Below are 23000 nucleotides of genomic sequence, written 5' to 3'. Positions count from 1 at the left end.
ACGAAGACACAAAGAACACGAAGTTTATTTCTTGGTGTCTTGGTGCCTTCGTGGCAAAACAATCTAACTATTCCAGATAAAAGGTGCCTGTTTTACAAACTTACCGCCCTCTAAATGATCAATTATAAACTGGGCGATATTAGCTGCATTAATCTGATCACCAATGCAATTAATCAAGCTTGTTCCTATGTCCGTTTTTTCGTCGGTTTGGATAATCAAAGGCAAACGGAGCAAGGTCCAGTCCAGATCACTTTCCGCCAGGATATCGTATTCCTTTTGCCTATCAGCTGTAGAAACCGGATAATTCTCATACATCCATTGGGTTGCAAATCTGGTTTTTGCATTTTTATCATCAAAAGGTGTATCTACGTTGATACCTGTAATCACGATATAACGTTGCAAACCAAGGCCTTTCATCGCCGTTAGGATGTTACCTGTAGATTGCGTAAAGATTGTTTTTTCGCTGGCTGGTTGCCCCATCCCCAAGGCACTCACAACGATATCGCAACCTTTTATAAAATGATATACTGCTTGGGCATTGCTAACATCGCCTGTTGTAACTTCAAGAGAGGCATGATGGACCTGAAGTTTTTCTGGATTTCTAACCAAGGCTTTTACCCTGAATTTTTGCGCCAATAGCGCTTTTAAAATATAAGTACCAGCTTTACCTGTAGCACCGACTAAAGCAATTTTTAAATCTTGCATAATGTTCTCTTTATAAAATTTTAGAAAATAATGGCTTAATCCCTTTTATCGTATGGATAAGAGAATTTCAGAACAGCGCTCTGTTGGGAGAATATTTTATAAAGAGATTTTAATAATACTAATGTACAAAAAAACTGAATCGGGGAAAATTTAATCTTAAATAAAAGGCCCTGAAACAAGTTCAGGGTAACGGATTGAGAGAAATAATGACCAAAACAGAATCCTATAAGATATAAAGTGCCTATAAGCGCCATAGCCTATATGTTCTTACATGCCCTATATGGCAAACTATTATAGGTTTTAACAACTAAGACCCTGAAACAAGTTCAGGGTGACGAACCACAAGAGTAATCGTCATTGCGAAGAGGAACGATGAAGCAATCTTTCATGCTAGTGAATCCTCGTTTTAAAGATTGCTTCGTCGGCTGAAAAAGCCTTCTCGCAATGACGATTCATTGATAAAAAAGCACTAACCGCTAAGCTTTAAACTTTTTCATAAAATTGCGCACACTTTCTTCTAAATTTCCATCAGCGATGGCTTTAACGAAAGCAGTACCAATAATAGCTCCGTTGGCATAAGAACAGGCTTTATCAAAAGTCTGTTTATCGCTAATCCCGAAACCGATCATCGTTGGGTTTTTCAGATTCAGGTTTTTAATTCTACTGAAATAAGCTTCCGTGGTATCGCCAACTTCGAGGTTTTTACCCGTTGTAGCTGATGAGGACAACAAATAAATAAACCCATTAGTTAAACCATCAATTTTATGGATGCGTTCCTCTGCCGTTTGAGGCGTAATTAAAAATACATTGCTCAGGTTATGTTTTTCGAAGCAATCTTTATAAAATTCCTCATACTCTACCATTGGCAGATCGGGAACAATACAGCCATCTACCCCTACTTCAGCACAGGCTTCGCAGAATTTTTCTACTCCAAACTGCAAAACCGGGTTCACGTAGCCCATTAACAAAACAGGAATGGTAACTTTCTTGCGCAAGTCTTTCAACTGTTCGAAAAGCAGCTTAAGTGTCATACCCTGATCGAGCGATTGTTTGCTACTGGCCTGGATAACTGGTCCATCTGCAACTGGATCGGAATAAGGGAAACCGATTTCGAGCATATCTGCCCCCGATTTCTCCAGTGCTTCGGCAATTTGAATAGTATCGCCAGTATTTGGATAACCGGCGGTATAATAAATTGATAATATATTTTTCTTCTCTTGGAAGAGTTTTTTGATTCTGTTCATGTTTTTTCTTTTTCCGTTATTGCTTCTTGCCTCGCAATGACGATTCTTCTAAAGATTAAAATATTTAATATAAGTGTCCAGATCCTTGTCGCCACGACCAGATAAACAAACCACTACGTTTTCGCCACCTTTAAATTCCATTTTTTCCAAGTAAGCCAATGCATGTGCACTTTCAATCGCCGGGATAATCCCTTCTAATTGGGTGCAAAGCAAACCCGCTTCTAAACTTTCTTCATCGGTAATGGAAACATATTGGCCACGGCCTGTTTTAAACAAATGTGCATGCTGTGGTCCAATGCCAGGGTAATCCAATCCTGCCGAAACCGAATGTGGTTCTACCACCTGCCCATCTTCAGTTTGCATTAAAATACTTCTGCTACCATGTAAAACGCCTTCTTTGCCCAAATAAGTGGTTGCTGCAGAAAACCCGCTCGACACCCCTTTTCCGGCTGCTTCAACAGCGATCAGTTTAACATTTTCATCATCCATAAAATGGTAGAACATACCCATGGCGTTACTGCCACCACCTACACAGGCCAAAACGTAATCAGGTTGATCGCTTCCAGTCTGCTCCAATAACTGTTTTTTGGTTTCCTCAGAGATAATCGATTGGAAAATGGCCACCATATCAGGATAAGGGTGTGGACCAACCACTGAACCAATGATATAGTGCGTATCTACCGGATTATTAATCCAATCGCGCATGGCCTCATTAGTGGCATCTTTTAGGGTTTTACTTCCGGAGCTTGCCGGAACAACCTTTGCGCCCAACATTTTCATCCTGGCCACATTCGGTGCCTGGCGCTCGATATCAACTTCGCCCATGTAAATTACACACTCCAGGTTACGTAGCGCGCATACGGTTGCTGTAGCTACACCATGCTGACCAGCGCCAGTTTCGGCGATAATCCTTTTTTTACCCAGTTTTTCGGCCAATAAAATTTGCCCGATGGTATTGTTGATCTTATGGGCACCAGTATGGTTTAAATCTTCTCTTTTTAGAAAAATATTGGCACCATATCTTTCAGAATATCTTTTGGCAAGATATAAAGGCGAAGGACGGCCAACATAATCTTTCAATAATTGATGAAATTCCTTTTGAAAATCGGCATCATCAATAATCTTTAAATAGTTTTGACGCAATTCTTCTACGTTTGGATAAAGCATTTCGGGGATGTACGCACCACCAAAATCTCCATAATATCCTTTTTCGTTTACTTTGTATTTCATAATATTTTTATCAACTAATCTGTCACATTGAGCTTGTCGAAATGCGATACTAAATTCCTTCGACAGGCGCAGGATGACATTATTTCGTATTCATTTCTTTAATAAATTCTTTAATCTTTTCTGCATCTTTCAAACCTGGCTCAATTTCAAATCTGCTATTGATATCCAGGGCATATAAGCGCTCATCATTTATTTCTTTTATTGCCGGTGCATGTTCTAAATCAATGCCACCACTTAAAAAGTAGGGTTTAGTGTAAGTATATCGGTCTAAAACAGACCAATCGAATGTTTTTCCCGATCCGCCATGTGTTTTGGTTTTGGTATCGAACAGGAAATAATCCACCACATTTAAATAAGCTTCGAGACCTGAAAAATCAAAATCTTCATCTATTCCGAAAGCTTTAATCACTTCTAAAGCAGGAAAGCTTGATTTTAATGCTGCACAGTATTCAGTCGATTCGCTTCCATGTAACTGAACAGCCTTTAGCTTCAAGGTGTTTACTTTATCTTTTACTTTTTCCAGCCCTTCATTTACAAACACCCCTACAGTTTTAATCTCCGAGGGAATGTATTTGATCAATTCAGCAGAAACATCACTGATCAACCTTGGCGATTTTTCATAAAAGATAAAACCCAGGTAATCTGGCTGCAGTTCAGCAACCGCAACAATATTCGCTGCCAAACGCATACCGCAAACTTTTAACTTTAACATGCCAATAGTTGTTTGAAACTGTTAAGTGCTTTTTTGCTCATTAACGATTCTTCTGCTTCGTAAAAACAATCAGCAAAAGATAGTTGGGGTTTTATGGTTTTAATGGCCAGTGCCGAATTGCACAAAACCACGTTGTTCTGTACATCTGTGGCTTCGCCATTTAATACATCCATAAATATTTTGGCCGATGATTCTACGGTATCACCACCTTTAATCGCATTTACATCCACTTTTTCGAAGCCCATATCAGCAAGCGTTAAAATCTGTTCGCCTTTGTTCGAAAAGGTTTTCACATCACAGGTTAATGAAACCTCATCATAACCTTCCAGTGCATGCACAATGGTATAATTTTTATCGGTGTCCTGGTATAAATAAGCATATAAACGGGCCAGTTCCAAACTAAAAACGCCTACCATCTGGTATTTCGGCTGTCCGGGGTTAACCATTGGCCCCAGCATATTGAAAAAAGTTTTCACGCCCAGTTCCTTACGGATTGGTGCTACAATTTTCATCGCCGGATTAAACAGAGGGGCATGCAGGAAACAGATCCCTGCTTTATCCAGGTTGCGTTTTAAAGTGTTTTCATCATTGGTAAAAGTATAACCTAAATATTCCATTACGTTAGAAGAACCGCAGCCCGAAGAAACGCCATAGTTACCATGTTTGGCCACATGATGACCAGCACCTGCCACTACAAATGAGGATAAGGTAGAAATATTGAAAGTATCTTTACCATCACCTCCGGTACCGCAAAGATCAATCAGGTCGTAACCCGATAAATTTACTTTAACACACATATCAAGCATCGCATCACGAAAGCCCTGTAACTCCTGTACAGTAATATTACGCATGGCATAAGCGGTAATAAAAGCGGCAATCTGCGAAGAATTGAAAGCTCCTTCTGAAATGGAAATTAAAATGTTCTTTGCTTCTTCCCTGCTAAAACTCTTGTTCTCGAATAAATGGTTTAATATTTTTTTCATGTTTTGTGTACCTCTTATCGTCATTCTGAACTTGATTCAGCATCTTTCACTTAGATGCTGAACTAAATCCGATCGCTATCGGATCAGCATGACGATCCTCCAAAAAATTGCATAAAAAAAGGATTGCTTTTTGGGCAATCCTCTTCGTTGTGTTTAAAATATTTTAAAATATATAACAATAGAATTTGCCTAACGAATTTCGTTATGCCACCACCAATTGTTATTTAAGTTTTTAATTATCATGTTTGTATAAAGCAAATATTGACATAGTTTTTTAATATTCCAAAATCTTTCTAAAAATATATGGTTTTCTTTAAAAGAAAAGTACAGTTTAATGATGATTTCGGTTTCGGATCCAATCCCGTTACCAAAAACCAGCGCATGCTCAACCCCGATGGTTCGGCAAATATCGAACGTACTGGCCTGCCCTGGTTTAAGTTTGATGATACCTATACCCGTTTGGTTACCATGAGCTGGCCGCGGTTTTTCTTTGTTATCCTTGTAGCCTACCTCATTGTTAATACCATATTCGCTGTTTTATACAACGTTGTTGGGATCGAAAACTTAGAAGGTGCCAAAGGTTTAACACTCCGCGACCAGTTTTTTGATGCTTTTTTCTTTTCTGCCCAAACCATTTCTACTGTGGGTTATGGTCATATTTCACCGCAGGGTTTTATTACCAGCATTTTAGCTGCTTTCGAAAGTATGCTGGGCCTGTTGGCTTTTGCATTGGCTACGGGTTTATTATATGGCCGCTTCAGTCGACCTACCTCTAAAGTAAGTTTCAGCAAAAAAATGGTGATTGCCCCCTACGAGAAAGGCCACGGTTTAATGTGCCGTTTAGTTAACCTCCGCCGTAACCAACTTATCGAAGTGGAAGTACAGATGGTAATGTCGTACAACGAAACGGTTGATGGCAAACATGTAAGAAGATTCTACCCTTTGGCACTGGAACGCGATAAAATCGGTATCCTGTCTTTAAACTGGACTTTGGTACACCCTATTACCGAGGAAAGTCCGTTTTACGAAAAATCGTTAACGGAGTTACAACAGGCAGAGGTTGAAATTTTTGTAATGCTTAAAGCCTTTGATGATACTTTTTCGCAAACCATTCATACCAGAACCAGTTATCAGGATGAAGAAATAGAAATGGATGCTAGGTTTGAGAAAATGTACTACCATAACGATGCAGGTAAAATGGTAATGGATTATAGTAAATTGGATAAGGTTACGCGAACGGTGTAAGGATCTTTTTCCCTCTTTTATAAAATTGTTTTGTTTTTTGGAAAGCAGGTTTCGGTGCTCATCGGTTGCGGTAGTCCCGTTATCCGCTTTATCCCGATAGAAGGATCGGGATGCTCGCTACTACCGGGTTTATGGCAGTCAGGTCTGTGCTAAATATGACTACCCCACCTTTCAGGCATCCCACCGGAGAAGCTACTGCGTGAACACACCTACATGAGCCTCTATTTGTTTTAGCACATATTCCTAAGGCGATCGTCATGCTGAATTTATTTCAGCATCTTTCCTGCTAATAACAAGCTTTGATAGCTTAAAAATGCTAGTTTAGAGATAAATGTTGTTGTTTTCGCTCTTTGCCGCGGGGCATGGTAGTTTTTCGCAGATCATGTTATTTTTATTTGTGCTCAAGAATGCTGGCGCATTTTGGAGGGCCAAAGTACCCAAAGCGCTTTGTCATCCGATAGCTATCAGATCCGAAAATGTAGCTCCTCATCACCCACGCTCATCAAAAGATTACGCGAACGGTGTAAGGATCTTTTTTCCTCTTTTATAAAATTGTTTTGTTTTTTGAAAAGCAGGTTTCGGTGTTCATCGGTTGCGGTAGTCCCGTTATCCGCTTTATCCCGATGGAAGGATCGGGATGCTCGCTATTACCGGGTTTATGGCAGTCAGGTCTGTGCTAAATATGACTACCCCGCCTTTCAGCCCCTCATCGTCTCTATGCGATTTGCATTCCCCTCTTTCAGAGGGATGTCCGACTCCGCTCAAACTGACAATTAATTAGCTTAAACCACTAACTTAACCTTGCAACCTAAACGCTAAACCCTAACCGCCTAAACCTTAAACCCTACCCCTTAATCAACGGATTTTTTTCCTTCGCAAACAGATCAAAAACCTTTTTATCTACAAAAGCCGGGAAGAGTTTATTCATCCAAACGGCTAATTTCCCCTGTCCAGTCATGATTAAAGTTCGTTTTCGTTTTTCGATACCATCAGCAATAATGCTTGCTACTTCTTCTGAAGACATCATTTTACCTTCATCCATACTCGTTTCTCCATGTGCGGCACCATCCTTTGATAAAGCTGTAACACGGATATTCGACGCCGTAAAACCAGGACAGGCCAAAAGCACATTCACCCCTGTTTTTAACAGTTCGGTACGTAATGATTCCATAAAGCCATTCATCGCAAATTTAGAGGCCGAATACCCCGTTCTACCCGGCAGACCGCGGAAACCAGCAATTGACGAAACGCCAACAATGGTTCCTTTGGTTTTCAAAATCTCGGGCAAAGCATATTTGGTACAATAAACGGTTCCCCAGAAGTTTACATCCATCAGGTTTTTAAGTACCGATAAATCCAGATCGTTAAACAGGGCACGCATGGATAATCCGGCATTATTTACCAGGATATCAATCTTTTGAAAGGATACTAAAGCCTGTTTGATAATCAGTTCGCAATCTGCCTCTTTACTTACATCGGCCTGAACAGCCACCGCTCTAATATTATATTTTTTTTCCAGATCGGCAGTAATTTCGCAAAGGGTTACATATTGACGTGCGGCTAAAACCAGATTGGCACCACGTTTTGCAAATTCTTCGGCACAAGCTTTTCCAATTCCGCTCGATGCCCCGGTGATGATGATGACTTTATTTTTTAGGTTCATTGTGTAGTATCAAGATTTGAGTATCAAGTATCAAGACTGAATACTGCTTTATTATATTTTTTGAAGTAGTTTGTTGTGGGTTGTATTATGACTATTTCATCATTGCAGTTTCGTAAGGTACACGGGTTACAATCGATCTGCCGAGTGTAATTTCATCTGTATATTCCAGCTCGCCGCCAAAAGCAATACCCCGTGCAATGGTCGTTACCGGAACATTAAACTCCTTTAATCTTTTATACAGGTAAAACAATGTGGTATCGCCCTCCATATTCGGACTCAATGCTAAAATTACTTCTTTAACCCCTCCCACGGCCATTCTGACCACTAATCCATCAATAAACAGATCGGAAGGACCAACGCCATCCATTGGAGAAATTAAGCCGCCCAGAACATGGTAAACTCCAAAATATTGACCGGTATTTTCAATGGCCATCACATCGCGGGTATCTTCTACCACACAAATGGTTTCTTTATCACGTTTTGGCGAAGTACAGATCTCACATACTGCATAATCGGAAATGTTATGGCAAGTGCTACAATGTTTAATCTGCTGTTTAAGTTTTATAAAAGTATTGCCAAACTGGTTTACCTCCTCCTGCTCTTTGTTTAAAAGATGTAATACCAAACGTAAAGCCGTTTTTTGCCCTACACCAGGAAGTTTTGAGAATTCGTTTACCGCATCTTCGAGCAGTTTGGATGAAAAATTCATAATGCAAAAATAAGTAATTAGTTCAATAGTTCATTAGGCATTTGTTCATTGGTAACTGTCAATTGCCAACTGAATATTAGTTCAATAGTTCATTCGTCATTGGTAACTGTCAATTGTCAACCACAAACTGATAATGGTTCATTTGTACAAGGAGTACATCTTTGCAATCGGTTATTAGAATACTTCCTACTTTATGCCCCACTGGACTTTCGACTTCCGACCCAACAATATTGCTTGATTTGATACTTTTCTTTACATTTATCAGCTTAATACGAAACTATGTCTCCAACCATCCTACTGTGTTTCCTGATCGGTTACTTTTTATTGCTGATCATTATCTCATTTGTAACCTCAAAAAATTCATCCGATAATTCTACTTTCTTTGTTGCCAACCGGAATTCTAAATGGTATTTAGTTGCCTTTGGAATGATCGGAACCGCACTTTCGGGCGTTACTTTTATTTCGGTACCCGGAGAAGTTGGCGCACCCGGTGGAAACCAGTTTCAATATTTTCAATTTGTATTGGGTAATGCAGTTGGCTTTATCATCATCGCTACAGTTTTGCTTCCACTATACTACCGGATGAACTTAACATCTATTTACAGTTATATCGAAAAAAGATTAGGCCATTATAGCTATAAAACAGCAGCATCGATATTTTTATTAAGCCGCACTCTGGGATCAGCTACCAGATTATACCTCGTAGTGATTGTTTTACAGCGTTTTATATTCGATAATTATGGCGTTCCGTTCTGGTTAACGGTTTTAATTTCTTTGGCACTAATCTGGTCGTACACGTTTAAGGGTGGATTAAAAACCATCATCATTACCGATACACTGCAAACTTTTTTCCTGGTACTTTCGGTTTTCTTGACGATTTATTTTATTTGCAACAGTCTCGATTTCAGTATTCCACAGGCATTCGAAACCATAAAATCCAGCAGTTACTCGAAAATATTCTTTCTAAATGATTTCCTGACCAATAAATTCTACTTCAGTAAACAGTTTATCGGTGGTATTTTCGTTACCATCGCAATGACAGGCTTAGATCAGGATTTGATGCAGAAAAACCTGAGCATGGGCACCATCAAAGAGGCACAGAAAAACATGTTCACTTTTACAGGCGTATTTGTAATTTTAAATGTTTTCTTTTTGAGTGTGGGTGCCTTGTTATACATTTTTGCGGCAAAAAACGGTATCGATATTCCTTTAGATCATATTACTGCAAAACCGCGAACAGATTTATTATTCCCCGAAATTGCTTTAAATAATCTGGGTGCAGTACCCGCAATTATATTTATGCTGGGTTTAACAGCGGCAACATTTGCCACAACCGACTCGGCACTTACAGCCTTAACCACATCGTTCTGTGTAGACTTTTTAGGCATGGCTAAAACAGAAAATGTAAATGCTAAAGACGCCGTAAAAAAGCGCCATACCGTACACGTAGCATTTTCTATTTTGATGTTCCTTGTTATCATCGTTATCAATGCGCTGAACAGTTCATCAGTAGTCAGTTTGATTTTTACCATTGCCTCTTACACCTACGGACCACTCTTAGGTTTATATAGTTTTGGATTATTTGTAAAAAAACGCGGACTTCATGATAAATTAGTGCCGATAGTTTGCTTATTATCACCTTTTTTATGTTACTTGCTGGCAAGCAATTCGGCCGCAATATTGGGTGGATATGTATTTAGTGTTGAACTGATTTTAATTAACGGTTTAATCACATTTATAGGTTTGTTGTTCATCAGCAAAAAAACGGATGCACAAACCAAATTTTAATATTAGAATAACAGTATATGACGAGTGAAGAAAAAATTAGAAGTGCTTTCGAAAACAAAGACTGGCAAGAAATCAAAGTAACCGACTCTTGGCAAATTTTTAAAATCATGGCCGAATTTGTAGACGGCTTTGAAAAACTAGCTAAAATTGGTCCGTGCGTTACCATTTATGGTTCGGCACGTACTGCCCAAACACACCGATATTACCAGTTGGCAGAGCAGTGCGGTAAATTATTAACCGATAGAGGTTATGGCGTAATTACTGGCGGTGGCCCTGGTATTATGGAGGCTGGTAACAAAGGTGCCCATACCAATGGGGGTAAATCGGTAGGTTTAAACATCGAGTTGCCTTTTGAGCAGTTCCACAATAAATATATCGATCATAATAAATTACTGGAGTTTGATTATTTCTTTGTGCGCAAAGTCATGTTCATGAAATATAGCCAGGGTTTTGTAGTGTTACCTGGCGGATTTGGCACTATGGATGAGCTATTTGAAGCTTTAACCTTAATCCAAACCGGAAAAATTGCCCGTTTCCCAATCGTATTGGTGGGTGTTGATTATTGGGGAGGATTAATTGATTGGATTAAAGGAACGATGTTGCAGAAGGAACACAATATCCACGAAGAAGATTTAAATCTTTTCCGGTTGGTAGATACCGCCGAAGAAGCTGCAGAGCACATTTTCCGTTTCTACGATAAATATGTACTTAAACCGAATTTCTAGTAGATTGGTTCAATGGTTCATTAGTCATTGGTACTTGCCTGTAGCTAATTGAAAACTGTTAACTGAAAATTGCAAACTGCTAACTGAAAAAGTGCTTACAAACAATAAGCACTTTTTTTATTGTAACAACTTTAACTAACTGGTATCTAAAATAAAAAGCATCTAAAATGTCGAAATTTATCAACTGGAAAAGCAATTGGCTTAGTGGCAACTTTCAACTCTTTGCAGATGGTGTTCAGAAAGGGATGATCACATTCGAAACCTGGAAGAGTAATGCAGAAAGTATGCTTGAAGATAAAAACTATCAATTTGTAAACGAAGGTTTCTGGCAATCGAGCACAAAGGTAATTGACAGAAAAACAGGTGGCGTGGTCGCAGTTATCACTTACGACAGCTGGAAATCAAAAGCACTGATCAGCTTAAAATCCGGCGAACAGTACGAATGGAAATCAACAGGAGTATGGCAAGCGAAGTGGACACTAAGCAACTATAAAGATGCGCATATTGCATATAGCGCAAGCAGTAACTGTGGTGCTATCTCTTCTGATACAGACAATGAATTATTGATTATTGCAGGTTTATTTATTAAACAAATTTACAACAAACGCGCTATTGTACTTGTTGCCTGCATTATACCAATTATAACGGTATCAATTAACCGTCATTAGTAAAAAAAGTTAAATCCTTTTGTGAGATGGAACAGGTATTAAATTGGAGAAAAGGTTTATTTGATAGCAATTATCAGGTATTTAAGAACGGGCTATTAAAATTTTCGCTGAATTTTAGTTCGTGGAAAAATTCAGCTATAGCCACTACCCAGGCTGGTATTTACCTGTTAAAAAGTGAAGGATATTCTAAACCTGAAACTAAATTACTGAATAATCAGAATGAGATCTTAGCTATAATTACTTACGACTGGCTTCGTTTTAAGGCCAAAATTGTATTTGCCTCTGGCGATACTTTTGATTGGAGCTTTCAAAACAGCTGGTTAAGCCGGTGGTCGTTAAACAACCATCAGGATAAACAGATCTTGTTCAATGCTTCAAGTGGAAATGGCATGTTACATAGCAATGTGGACGACGATATGCTGATTTTATGCGGGCTTTTTATCCGAGAGTACTATTCGAGGCTGCTTGTTGGTTTTATCATTGTCATCTGCATTTTGTTTAGTTTCAAGAATATTTTTTAGATTCTGCAGATTGTACTTCGAAGTACATTTCCAAACGCGATCGTCATGCTGAATTTATCCCAAAATCTCTTTTATTTTTTCGGTTGGTCTGGCGATAACTGCCTGATCTCCTGAAACAATAATCGGTCTTTCAATTAAAATTGGATGCGTAATCATAGCTTCAACCCATTCTTCATCGGTTAAGGTTTTTCCTTTATAATTTTCAATGAAAACCTTTTCCCCTTTACGGATCAATTCCAATGGTTTAATACCCAGTTTTCGAATAATTTCTTCGAGTTCACTTTTATTGGGCGGGGTTTCCAAATAATAAACCACTTCGAAATCTTTTCCGCTTTTTTCAAGTTCCTCTAAAGCACAACGGCTTTTGGTACAGCGGTTATTGTGATAAATCGTAATCATATAGAAATGGTTATAGTCCACTTACGCCGCCGCTAACTACCAGTTTCATGGCATCGGCTGCTGTCATATGCAAATCGGTTACCTTATCTCTTCTTACAATGCAAAGCTGGCCTGCAAAAGAGTAAGAAAGTGGAAAGTATACTGCAACTTCATCCGGAAGATTGAGTTTATGCAGATCGTTTTGAGTTAAAAAGCCAATCTTTTTTAGGCCTCCCTCTACCTCTACCAGCACGGGGTGGTTAAATTTCTTCTCATCGCCAACAAAAGCCTCTGTTAAATCTTTTATAGATGAATAGATAAAATTAAGTAAAGGTAAACGCTGCATGATCCGCTGGAACCAATTGTACATAGGTTCGGTTACCAGATTGGTTACAAAAATGCCAGCAAGCAAAATAATAGCTAAAACCGTCAATAAACCTAAGCCGGGGATGTTCCGGCTTTCTCCTGTATTGGGGTTTACCCCTAAAATATTGTTTACATTTAACCAGCTATCAACAGTTGTAACCGCCCAAACTACAATAAAAATACTCACGGCAATGGGTACAACAATTAATAAACCTTTAATTAAATAGTTTAAAATAGCTTTCCCGACTTTGTTCATGATGCAAACTTAGGAAAAATATGGTTAAATGGTTAGGATTGTTATATTGTTTGATGATCCGGCTAACAATAGGCCGTTTTTCTTTTCCGATGATAGTCTTTTACCCCTTTTGTCCACAATAAAACAACCCAACAATTCCCTTACTCATAGAAATAAACCCTTTTAACCCTTTGCGAGATATTGGTCAGAATTTCATAGGGAATAGTACCAATATCTTCTGCTAACTGCATAATGGTATGTTCTTTATTAAAAACAATAGCTTCGTCGCCAGGTTTCACATCAATTCCTGTAATATCCAACATGGTCATATCCATACAAATCGAGCCAATTGTAGGCACCAAATGGCCATTAATGAGCATTTTACCAACACCATTACCAAAATACCTGGTGTATCCATCAGCATAGCCAATTTTTACAGTGGCAATTTTTCCGCCATTTGGCATTACGCCTTTCCTGCTATATCCAACAGTTTCGCCTGGAGCTAGAGTTTTCACTTGGGTAACCGTAGTTTTTAGTACCATTACAGTCTGCAAACCCCGGTTATTGGTTAAAGCAGAATCAAAACCATACAAACCTATGCCCAAACGTACCATATCCATTTGCCCTTCGGGCCAGCGCGAAATGCCAGAAGTATTAGAAATATGCAGTAGTGGTTTATAGCCTAAAACATCGACCAACTGATTGGCGATGATTTTAAATCTTTCGATTTGTTGTTGGGTAAAGCCATCGTGTTCTGCAGCATCACTTGCCACCAGGTGAGAAAAAATACTTTGAACTTTTACCCTCGCCGAATCTCTCAGCACATTACACAATGCATCAATTTCTGGCTGATCAAAACCCAAACGGTGCATGCCACTATCTATTTTAATGTGGATCGGGTAATCGAAATCATAATCAGACAATGCGTTTAAAAAACTATTCAGAACTTCTATGCTGTAAATTTCAGGCTCGAGCTTGTGTTTAATAAGGGCATCGAAAGCAGATTCTTCAGGGCTCATCACCATAATGGGCAAAGTAATACCTGCTTTACGTAAAGCAATGCCTTCATCGGCATAAGCTACCGCCAGATAATCCACTTTATGGAACTGTAGTAAATTGGCAATTTCGAAACTTCCGCTTCCATATGAAAAGGCCTTAACCATGGCCATTATTTTAACACCAGGCTTAATTTTAGAGCGGTAAAACTGCAGGTTATTCACCATGGCATTCAGGTCGATTTCTAAAACCGTATCGTGTATTTTCTGGGTAAGAAGTTTACTAATCCGGCCAAATTCGAACCGCCTGGCTCCTTTTACCAATATGGTTTCGTGGTTAAACTGTAAACCAGGAAAAGCATCGATAAAAGCATTCGTATCGTCGAAAAACTGCGTCTCAAACTTAAAAAGACTGGCATACTTCGAAATGTGAGTCCCGATTCCAATTAGTCGGTTTACTTTCTTCTGCAAAAGCAATTCGGCTATTTCTGTGTATAAATCTAAATCATCTCTGCCCGTTTCAAATAATTCGGAAAGGATAACCGTTTTCTTTTCGTGCTGATTCTGTTGATTTAAAAAATCAAGGGCAATGGCCAATGAAGAAATATCGGCACTGTAAGAATCGTCGATAATGGAACATTGGTTAATCCCATTTTTCAGCTCTAAACGCATACTCACATGACTCAGCTTTTCTAAACGTAAATCGGCTTGCTCTGGTGTATAACCTAAAGCCAATAAGGTTGCCCAGCAGATCATTCCATTTTCTATCGAAGCTTTATCTTTAAAAGGCAAAATGCATTCAATTTCTCTATTTTGATAAATAGCACGTAAATAACAGTTTCCTTCAATGGGTTCAATGGCAATAACCTGAAGATCTGCTGTTTGTTTACTGCTCCAACTAAACTGTTTTTTACCAGGAAGTTCTTTTGCTGTAATTTCGGTTACATATTCAGGCGAATAAATAAATAGTTCGGAAGTGGCAAAAAGCTTCAGTTTCTCGGTCAGTTTTTCCTTTTTAGAAGCAAATCCTTCTGCATGTGCCTCACCGATATTGGTTAAGATTCCGATTTCAGGACGGATAATTTCTGCTAAGTGCTGCATCTCATTAACTGCAGAGATGCCCGCTTCAAAAATGCCGAGCGTATGATCGGCCTCAATCTGCCATACCGAAAGCGGCACACCTATTTGTGAATTATAACTTTTCGGGCTTTTAACAATATTAAAATCGGCAGCCAAAAGCTGGTAAAGCCATTCTTTAACGATTGTTTTTCCATTACTCCCAGTAATGCCGATTGTTTTCAGGTCAAATTGATTCCGGTGTTCAATGGCAAGCTTTTGTAGCGCCGCCAAAGTATCATCAACCAGTAAAAAATTGCAATCAGGATATTCGTTAATGTATTTAGGTTCGGTAATTACAAAATTCCTGATTTCCTTTGTGTAAGCATCTTTAATAAACTCATGCCCATTGCGGTGCGAAGATAGGGCAAAAAACACAGCGTTTTCAGGGACCAGCACCGAACGGCTATCAACCACCAAATATTGAATAATTACCTGTCCATCAATTAATTTGGCATCGGCATTTAAAATTTCGGCTATTTTGGTGATGGTGTATATTGGATTTTGCATGTTATTATATTCAGAAAAATACGGTAATCGCTTTTATTTTTACGAATTTCAGTAATTAATTATGAAAAGCGGTAAACAAGAAGCAGTATTATTAGATAAAAAACAAGCATTGGTAAAAGCCGAAAGTTTTTGTGTTTACCAGGAGCGTTCGCAAAAGGAAGTGCGGTATAAACTGGTAGAATGGGGAATGCGTGGCGATGAACTGGAAGAAATTATAAGCGAACTGATTTTGAATAATTTTTTAAATGAAGAAAGATTTGCTAAAAGTTATGCATCAGGTAAATTTAACATCAAACACTGGGGGCGTGTTAAAATTAAACAAGGTTTAAAATTAAAGGGGGTACCCGATAAAATTTTGCAAAAGGCAATTTATAGCATCGATGATGATGATTATATACAAACCATCGAAAAATTAGCTTTAAAAAAAGCAGAAGGTTTAAACGAAAATGATCCGTTTAAAAGAAAAAATAAGTTGATGAGCTACCTTCAGGCAAAAGGTTTTGAAACTGATTTAATTTTACTTGTACTGAAAGCCAGCAATTTAAATTAAATATTAAATTTTTAACAAGAAATCTCTTGACAGAAATATAAATCTGCCTATATTTGCATCACCAAAACGAAACAACAACATCAGTTTTGTAAATGCGAAAGTAGCTCAGTTGGTAGAGCACGACCTTGCCAAGGTCGGGGTCGCGAGTTCGAATCTCGTCTTTCGCTCTAAATAAATGCCTTCCTACCAGAAGGCATTTATTTTAAAGTTAACCAAGCCGGTGGAGATCGGCAGCGGCTAATGCTCGGGTGGTGGAACTGGTAGACACGCAGGACTTAAAATCCTGTGCTTTCAAAGGCGTGCGGGTTCGATTCCCGCCCCGAGTACACACAAAAAATCGAACAAAAACCTTTCAGAAATGAAAGGTTTTTTTGTTTATAGAATTCATTTTATTTGTGTGAAGGTAGCGATCAAGGATCAAGCGGAAAAGTTGGGGTACTGGAATAATTTTTCCTTAAAGGATTTTAAAAAATATTAGTCAATTTTTGCATTTCTCAATCTCAGGGAATTCAAGATAACAGAAACGGAACTAAAGCTCATCGCGAGTGCAGCGATCATTGGAGATAACAAAATCCCAAAAAACGGATATAAAATACCTGCCGCTATCGGAATGCCTAATATATTGTATCCAAGGGCAAAAAACAGGTTTCCATTTATATTGGCCATGACCTTTCGACTCAACAAACTTGCTTTTGCGATCCCATTTAAATCTCCCTTTACCAGTGTGATCGCGGCGCTCTGGATCGCTACATCTGTTCCCGTGCCCATTGCTATACCGATATCAGCCTGGGAAAGTGCAGGTGCATCATTGATGCCATCACCTGCCATGGCTACCTTTTTGCCTTCCCCCTGTAGTTTTTTTATTTCATTGAGCTTATCCTCTGGCAGCATCTGAGCCTTAAAGCCGTCCAAACCTAAGGTTTCGCTTACCGCTCTTGCTGTATCCTTATTGTCGCCCGTAAACATGACTACCTTGATCCCCTTATTTTGGAGTTTTCGGATTGCCGCCGCGCTGGAAGGCTTGATCTTATCAGAAATAACAACAAATCCAATTGCTTTATTTCCTACAGCTAGATAAGAAACTGTTTTACCCTGCTTTTGAGCCGCACTAACCTGTTCATCTAATTTAGGATCAATTGTCGCTTTAACATGTTCCATTAACTTTTGGTTCCCAAAAGCCAGTTTTTCCGCCCCCAAACTACCCATTACTCCCTTTCCTGTAATCGCCTCAAAGTTTGATATGGGTTTAATATCTATTTTGTTTTCTTCTCCATAACGCAAAGTTGCATGGGCCAATGGATGTTCGCTGCTGCTATTCAAAGCCATAATTTTTTCAAGCATATCCTTCTCTGTAAAATCAGGATTTACACTGACCACTTTTTCTACCGAAGGTTTACCTTCGGTTACCGTACCAGTTTTGTCGATAACCACGATATCAATTGCATTCATTTTTTCAAGAGATTCGGCATTCTTGATCAGTATACCAGACTGGGCGCCCTTACCCACTCCTACCATTACCGACATTGGGGTAGCAAGGCCCAGCGCACATGGACATGCGATAATCAATACTGCGATTGCATTTACAAAAGCATAAACGTAGGCTGGATCGGGGCCATATATTGCCCATACCACAAACGTTGCAATGGAAATCAGTACTACAACAGGCACGAAATAACCCGAGATTTTATCCGCCATTTTTTGGATGGGCGCTTTCGAGCGGCTTGCCGAATTCACCATTTCGATAATCTGTGACAAAAGTGTTTCTGAGCCTACCTTCTCCGCAAGCATAACAAATGTTTTATTTCCATTGATCGTGCCCGAACTCACCTTGTCTCCGGTGTTTTTTTCCACAGGAATGGGTTCACCGGAAATCATAGATTCATCAATTAATGCTTCCCCTGTTTTAATACTACCGTCTACCGGGATTTTTTCACCAGGCTTTACCCTCAACAAGTCTCCTTTATGGATGTCATCAATAGATACTGTTGTTTCCCTATCCCCAACCACTTTTGTTGCTGTATTCGGGGCCAGCTTCAGTAGTTCCTTAATGGCACTGTTGGTTTTACCATGGGCACGGGCTTCCAAAAGCTGACCAAGCAGCACCAATGTAAGTATAACTGTTGCTGCCTCAAAATAAACGAAGATGGTGCCATGATGTGTTTTAAACTGGTCTGGAAAAACACCAGGAAAAATAAGAGCAACAAGACTAAAGATCCAGGCTGCGCCTGCACCAATTCCTATCAGGGTAAACATATTCAGCTTCCAGGTCATTATAGATTGCCATGCCCGCTGAAAAAACATCCAAGCGGCATAAAAAACCACCGGAATAGAAAGCACAAACTGAACCCAGTTCCAGTATTTAAGTTCCATTAGATCAAACAAGGGATTATTCGGAAGCATTTCTGTCATAGCAATAACAAAAATGGGAACAGTAAAAATTGTAGCTACCTGGAATTTTTTGAGCAGGGTTTCATAAGTTTTATCTTCCTCTTCCAGATTCGTTCCGGTAGAGATCAGATCCATGCCGCAGATTGGGCATGCGCCCGGTTTGTCGCTGATGATCTCAGGATGCATAGGACAGGTAAATTTTGCCGTATGCTTAAGTACAGGCTGTTTTATCAGGTCCATTCCGCACACAGGGCAATGACCTGGCTTATCATAAGTCCGCTCACCTTCGCAGTGCATCGGACAATAAAATAATCCTCCAGCTTCATTATCACCAAGCTTTCGAGCGCTTGGATTTTGTCCTTGGGATAATTCATGACGGTTATGATCTGTATTTTCAGTCGCTTTTATAACATGTTTTTCATGGGGAGGCATTTCAATGCTGTAATGTCCAGCGGTAGACAGAGCCTCCTGCAGTTTTTCCATTGGAACATGTTTTTCCATTGTTATGACGGCTTCAGCAGACTCCAATGATACCTTTGCAGAAACGCCGTCAATGGCATTCAGTGCATTTTCAACTTTGCTCTGGCAGCCCTGACAGCTCATTCCGGTTATTTTATAAGTATGTTCCATGTGTCTGTTTTTTTATCTGCTAGTGCTTAAATTTAGTTATTTACCTAACGTAAATCACAATAATAAGTGGGTTAACAACTTAATGCTTAATAAGATATTTTCAAAGATTTGATCCTCCATTCTTAACCACCGATTTATTCTGCAGCAGATAAGTCCTACGTGCGACTACTAACTCGCCAGAAAGATGCATTACCATATCTAAATGATTCGATCATATCACTTGGCTACAAGCTGTTACAAACCGCAAAGCCGGGACAAGTTCCCGGCCTTATTTTTATTTACATTTCTTGCATCCACCAGTATCTTTGCATTGTTTATTGCAATAGTCTTCACATACACCTTTTGTACAGGATTTTGAGCATTTGGTACAATTGTTCATTTTACGATTGCAGCATGGCGTGTTACCTGCAAATGTATATGTAGATAGGCTGATCAACACCATTGATGTGATGATAAGGAACTTTTTCATTTGAATATTTTTATTGTTGTGATAAAAAAACCAGCGTTAATTTTAGTTTATTTATATCAACACTACCTTCGGCGGGTGCCAGAATGAAAATGAAAAATCAATTGTGTTTTCACACATTGGATTAACTGAGCTGTTTTTAACTTCTACCGGAGCCGTTTGTACTATTTGAACCACTTTGTTTATTATGAATCCTGATACATTGCAGCATAGTTTGGTCAAACACATGCCCGTTACCTTATTGCTTTTATGCGACTTGCATGGCTTAGCCATACCTGATAGCATACAGCATTTTGGCTCTTTATCGTATTGTATAGCCTGTACTGTTCCAGTGACAACTGAAACCAGGCCCATACAGATAACCATAAAAAAGGCAATGACTTTCATAATCGCAAATAACGTTTTTCTGTGGTAAGAACTTTATATAATTTTATGAACTTGTTATATAATTTGGTATTATCCGCCAAATTAATAGTATAAAGAGTATATGTCTATTAAAATTGTGTCAGCTTGAGTACAGATTGATCTTAAATTAAGTTAAAACAGATTTTAACGTAATGCGAGAAGCAAATCCAGTTGTTCATATATAATACAATATTTAGATAAATACCATGATTAACAAAACACTCTTATCCATATTTTTGATATTGAGTATATCCGCCTCAATAAAGGCCCAGAATAGAAATCCATTTGGCAAACCGCTGGTTCCCGATATGATTGCAGACGCAAGTATTCAACAGATCAATGGCATATTTTATTGTTATGCCACTACAGATGGCTATGGCAGAGGACTGAAATCTTCAGGTCCTCCTGTGCTCTGGAAATCAACCGATTTCGTTAATTGGAGCTTTGAAGGTACATACTTTCCATCAGCTGTTAAAGAATTATATTGGGCACCTAGCAAAGTTGTTCAGGCAAATGGTAAATTCTATATCTACCCTACTGTTAATGGTTACATGTACCCTGCAGTTGCCTACAAACCGGAAGGGCCTTTTAAACTCGCCCGGGGCAAGGATGAATGGTCTAAACCTTATACGCCTTCGACATTATTGCAGACCAAAAAGCCAAATGGCATTGATGCAGAAATATTTGTTGACGATGATAAACAGGCCTATGTGTTCTGGAATACCAGGCATGCAGCGAAATTGATGCCTGATATGATTACTGTAGACTCGGCGGTACAGGTAATTTCGACTCCCAGAACGCAGTATTCTGAAGGGCCGATCTTCTTTAAAAGGAAAGGCATTTATTACTATTTATATACTATAGGCGGAGATGAGAAATACCAGTACGCTTATATCATGAGTAAAGTATCGCCTTTAGGCCCCTATACCTTTCCAAAAAATGATATCATTACGACATCCAATTATGAAAAAGGGCTGTTTGGCCCAGGGCACGGTTCTGTTTTTAATTTAGAAGGAACGGACAAATACTATATTGCATTTTTAGAGTTTGGGAGGGGTAGCACCAACCGGCAGACTTATGTTAGTCCATTAACATTTGCCAGCGACGGAACCATTAATCCTGTAGATGTAAACCTCGACGGCGTTGGCGAGCTCGCGAAAAGCAGACAGCCAAAGCAATTGAAAGTCAGTAATGCTTATGCCTCAAGCATAGCAGATTCGATAAAAATTAAACCTATTAAAGACCCATCATTTAAACGAGAAGAGTTTTTCGATCCTAAATTTGCCTTTGATGGCTCCAATGGTTCGCGCTGGATGGCAAAAGAGAAAGATTCAGCAGGCTGGATAGTGGCAGATTTAGGAAAAATAAAGTCTGTAAGTTTAAGCAAAGTTTATTTTGTTCGCCCAACGGCAGGCCATGCCTACCTGCTTGAAACATCGTTAGACGGAAAATCGTGGCAAAAAAGCGGAGGCCACAGCGAAATTAAAGTTCAATCGCCACATGTAGATCAGTTACATATCAAATGCCGTTATGTTAGGATAAAAATTTTGAATGGAGTGGCTGGTATCTGGGAGTGGAATTTGTATTGATACAGCAATAAAGGTTACAAAAGAATAGCATCAATATCGGAAACACTTATGTGTTTCCGATATCCGCTAAATAAAGCGCTATGTTTATTAAATGAAATTACATTGATAGACCAAAGCAGTAATAGGTGTTGCTAACTAAAAAACGATCTTTCATTATCGCTTATCATGATTATAAATTTCTATTTCATCATTATTGACACGAATCGGAAGCCATAAATATGTTGATTTCTCCAGGTCTGTTTTATTCCACCTATCGGCCATGAAAATAAATTCCCCTGGTTTGTTAGCTACAGGCAGTACAAATGCGCCCTGCGAAAAAAACGACACATTGGCGTTTAATCCTTTGCATGGATTTTCACGTTCTACCCATGGCCCCATGATATGATCTGCAACAGCATAAGAAGCCGCATTAGGCGACCAACCGGTACAACCAGAGGTAATTAAAAAATATTTGCCCTTGTTTTTAAAAATAGCCGGGCTTTCCCTTCCTTTGTCTTCCAATATCCGCGTATAAGTTTTTGTTGGTGTCAAATAATCATCGCTTAGCAAACAAATATGCATGGTGTTGTTATTTTCAGACGAATAAATAAGATAAGCTTTCCCATCATCATCTTTATACAAAGTCATATCTCTTAACATCTGATTGTTAGGCGCAACACTCCCCAGGTATTTATAAGGACCAAAAGGGTTATCGCTTATCGCAACCCCTCCCCTGGAATAACTATAGTCATTCTTATCGATGTGCATCCACATCACAAATTTCTTAGTGCGTTCGTTATAAATCACCTTGGGTCTTTCAATAACCCTTCCTGTATCGAGGTCGTAACCAGGGTTGCTTGTGGTAGGCTTTAAAACCACCCCCCTGTTTTTCCAGTGTTTAAGATCTGTAGAAGAATAACATGAAACGCCTCCGGCCGGAACCCGGAAATCTTCCCAGTTCTGCTTTGGAACAAGCCATGTTTTACCTTTCTTTACCTCACCAAAAAGGTAATAAACACCTTTGTGGTACAATACACCTGCACCATGGGCATTAACTGGCTTTCCATCAGTATCAATTAATCTTTTGCCATTAAATAACGTATCAGTTAATGGATGTACGCCATTTGAAAACGATAAATTGTAACAGCCTATCAATAAAGCAATAAGCAGAATTTTAATTCGACCATTCGAAATATTCAT

Annotated in this window: 19 protein-coding genes and 2 tRNA genes; 9 read left to right on the top strand and 12 right to left on the bottom strand. The window is 39.1% G+C overall.

Going from position 1 to position 23000, the window contains the following annotated elements; genetic code table 11:
* Positions 1-63 precede the first annotated feature (63 nt).
* The 5 genes from FHT21_RS05510 to trpD form a co-directional block, all read right to left on the bottom strand.
* A complete protein-coding gene (locus FHT21_RS05510) occupies positions 64-705 on the bottom strand; it encodes an NAD(P)H-binding protein (RefSeq protein WP_167293734.1) in 642 nt (213 codons plus the stop codon).
* A 476-nt stretch (positions 706-1181) separates the two neighbouring features.
* Positions 1182-1949: a tryptophan synthase subunit alpha gene (gene trpA, locus FHT21_RS05505; protein ID WP_167293733.1), complete on the bottom strand. Its 768-nt coding sequence runs from the start codon at positions 1947-1949 to the stop codon at positions 1182-1184.
* Between the two features lie 48 nt (positions 1950-1997).
* Positions 1998-3179: a tryptophan synthase subunit beta gene (gene trpB, locus FHT21_RS05500; RefSeq protein WP_190328181.1), complete on the bottom strand. Its 1182-nt coding sequence runs from the start codon at positions 3177-3179 to the stop codon at positions 1998-2000.
* Positions 3180-3258: 79 nt separating this feature from the next.
* Positions 3259-3891, bottom strand: a complete 633-nt coding sequence (locus tag FHT21_RS05495) for a phosphoribosylanthranilate isomerase (RefSeq protein WP_243853867.1) — start codon at positions 3889-3891, stop codon at positions 3259-3261.
* Positions 3885-4874, bottom strand: coding sequence for an anthranilate phosphoribosyltransferase (trpD, locus tag FHT21_RS05490; RefSeq protein WP_167293732.1), 990 nt, complete (start codon positions 4872-4874; stop codon positions 3885-3887). Before trpD ends, FHT21_RS05495 begins: the two co-directional genes overlap by 7 nt.
* Positions 4875-5177: 303 nt before the next feature.
* Here trpD and FHT21_RS05485 point away from each other — a divergent pair, with 303 nt between their 5' ends.
* A complete protein-coding gene (locus FHT21_RS05485; protein WP_167293731.1) occupies positions 5178-6119 on the top strand; it encodes an ion channel in 942 nt (313 codons plus the stop codon).
* An 844-nt stretch (positions 6120-6963) separates the two neighbouring features.
* Here FHT21_RS05485 and FHT21_RS05480 read toward each other — a convergent pair.
* Positions 6964-7782 (bottom strand): SDR family oxidoreductase, encoded by an 819-nt coding sequence (locus FHT21_RS05480; RefSeq protein WP_167293730.1) that lies wholly within the window; start codon positions 7780-7782, stop codon positions 6964-6966.
* Between the two features lie 91 nt (positions 7783-7873).
* Positions 7874-8491 carry a recombination mediator RecR gene (gene recR, locus FHT21_RS05475; protein WP_167293729.1) on the bottom strand — a complete coding sequence of 206 codons (618 nt, stop codon included), beginning with the start codon at positions 8489-8491 and terminating at the stop codon, positions 7874-7876.
* 279 nt (positions 8492-8770) lie between these two features.
* Between recR and FHT21_RS05470 the strand changes: the two genes are divergently transcribed.
* The 4 genes from FHT21_RS05470 to FHT21_RS05455 all read left to right on the top strand — a co-directional run bounded on the left by FHT21_RS05470 (position 8771) and on the right by FHT21_RS05455 (position 12193).
* A complete protein-coding gene (locus FHT21_RS05470) occupies positions 8771-10279 on the top strand; it encodes a sodium:solute symporter (protein ID WP_167293728.1) in 1509 nt (502 codons plus the stop codon).
* A 17-nt stretch (positions 10280-10296) separates the two neighbouring features.
* Entirely contained in the window at positions 10297-11004 is a 708-nt protein-coding gene (locus FHT21_RS05465; RefSeq protein ID WP_029278019.1) for a TIGR00730 family Rossman fold protein, read from the top strand.
* A gap of 167 nt (positions 11005-11171) precedes the next feature.
* On the top strand, positions 11172-11672 hold the full coding sequence (locus FHT21_RS05460) for a hypothetical protein (protein WP_167293727.1): 501 nt from the start codon (positions 11172-11174) through the stop codon (positions 11670-11672).
* 26 nt (positions 11673-11698) lie between these two features.
* Entirely contained in the window at positions 11699-12193 is a 495-nt protein-coding gene (locus tag FHT21_RS05455) for a hypothetical protein (RefSeq protein ID WP_167293726.1), read from the top strand.
* 54 nt (positions 12194-12247) lie between these two features.
* On the opposite strand, the gene arsC is transcribed toward FHT21_RS05455, so the two are convergent.
* From arsC to FHT21_RS05440, 3 genes are all read right to left on the bottom strand, one after another.
* Positions 12248-12592, bottom strand: a complete 345-nt coding sequence (gene arsC / locus FHT21_RS05450; protein WP_167293725.1) for an arsenate reductase (glutaredoxin) — start codon at positions 12590-12592, stop codon at positions 12248-12250.
* 10 nt (positions 12593-12602) lie between these two features.
* Positions 12603-13193: a DUF502 domain-containing protein gene (locus FHT21_RS05445; protein ID WP_190328173.1), complete on the bottom strand. Its 591-nt coding sequence runs from the start codon at positions 13191-13193 to the stop codon at positions 12603-12605.
* Between the two features lie 140 nt (positions 13194-13333).
* Positions 13334-15793, bottom strand: a complete 2460-nt coding sequence (locus tag FHT21_RS05440) for a bifunctional UDP-N-acetylmuramoyl-tripeptide:D-alanyl-D-alanine ligase/alanine racemase (protein ID WP_167293724.1) — start codon at positions 15791-15793, stop codon at positions 13334-13336.
* Positions 15794-15854: 61 nt separating this feature from the next.
* Here FHT21_RS05440 and FHT21_RS05435 point away from each other — a divergent pair, with 61 nt between their 5' ends.
* The 3 genes from FHT21_RS05435 (at position 15855) to FHT21_RS05425 (ending at position 16669) form a co-directional block, all read left to right on the top strand.
* Positions 15855-16343 (top strand): regulatory protein RecX, encoded by a 489-nt coding sequence (locus FHT21_RS05435; protein ID WP_167293723.1) that lies wholly within the window; start codon positions 15855-15857, stop codon positions 16341-16343.
* A 94-nt stretch (positions 16344-16437) separates the two neighbouring features.
* A tRNA-Gly gene (locus FHT21_RS05430) sits at positions 16438-16510 on the top strand.
* Positions 16511-16585: 75 nt separating this feature from the next.
* Positions 16586-16669, top strand: a tRNA-Leu gene (locus FHT21_RS05425).
* Between the two features lie 148 nt (positions 16670-16817).
* Here FHT21_RS05425 and FHT21_RS05420 read toward each other — a convergent pair.
* Positions 16818-19361 carry a heavy metal translocating P-type ATPase gene (locus FHT21_RS05420; protein ID WP_167293722.1) on the bottom strand — a complete coding sequence of 848 codons (2544 nt, stop codon included), beginning with the start codon at positions 19359-19361 and terminating at the stop codon, positions 16818-16820.
* 1077 nt (positions 19362-20438) lie between these two features.
* Between FHT21_RS05420 and FHT21_RS05415 the strand changes: the two genes are divergently transcribed.
* A complete protein-coding gene (locus FHT21_RS05415; protein WP_167293721.1) occupies positions 20439-21821 on the top strand; it encodes a family 43 glycosylhydrolase in 1383 nt (460 codons plus the stop codon).
* A 153-nt stretch (positions 21822-21974) separates the two neighbouring features.
* Here the strand turns inward: FHT21_RS05415 and FHT21_RS05410 are convergent, their stop codons facing one another.
* Entirely contained in the window at positions 21975-23000 is a 1026-nt protein-coding gene (locus tag FHT21_RS05410) for a glycoside hydrolase family 43 protein (RefSeq protein WP_167293720.1), read from the bottom strand.

The sequence above is a fragment of the Pedobacter sp. SG908 genome (genome assembly GCF_011759615.1).
GTDB lineage: Bacteria > Bacteroidota > Bacteroidia > Sphingobacteriales > Sphingobacteriaceae > Pedobacter > Pedobacter riviphilus.
This window is presented reverse-complemented; position numbering and strand designations above follow the sequence as displayed.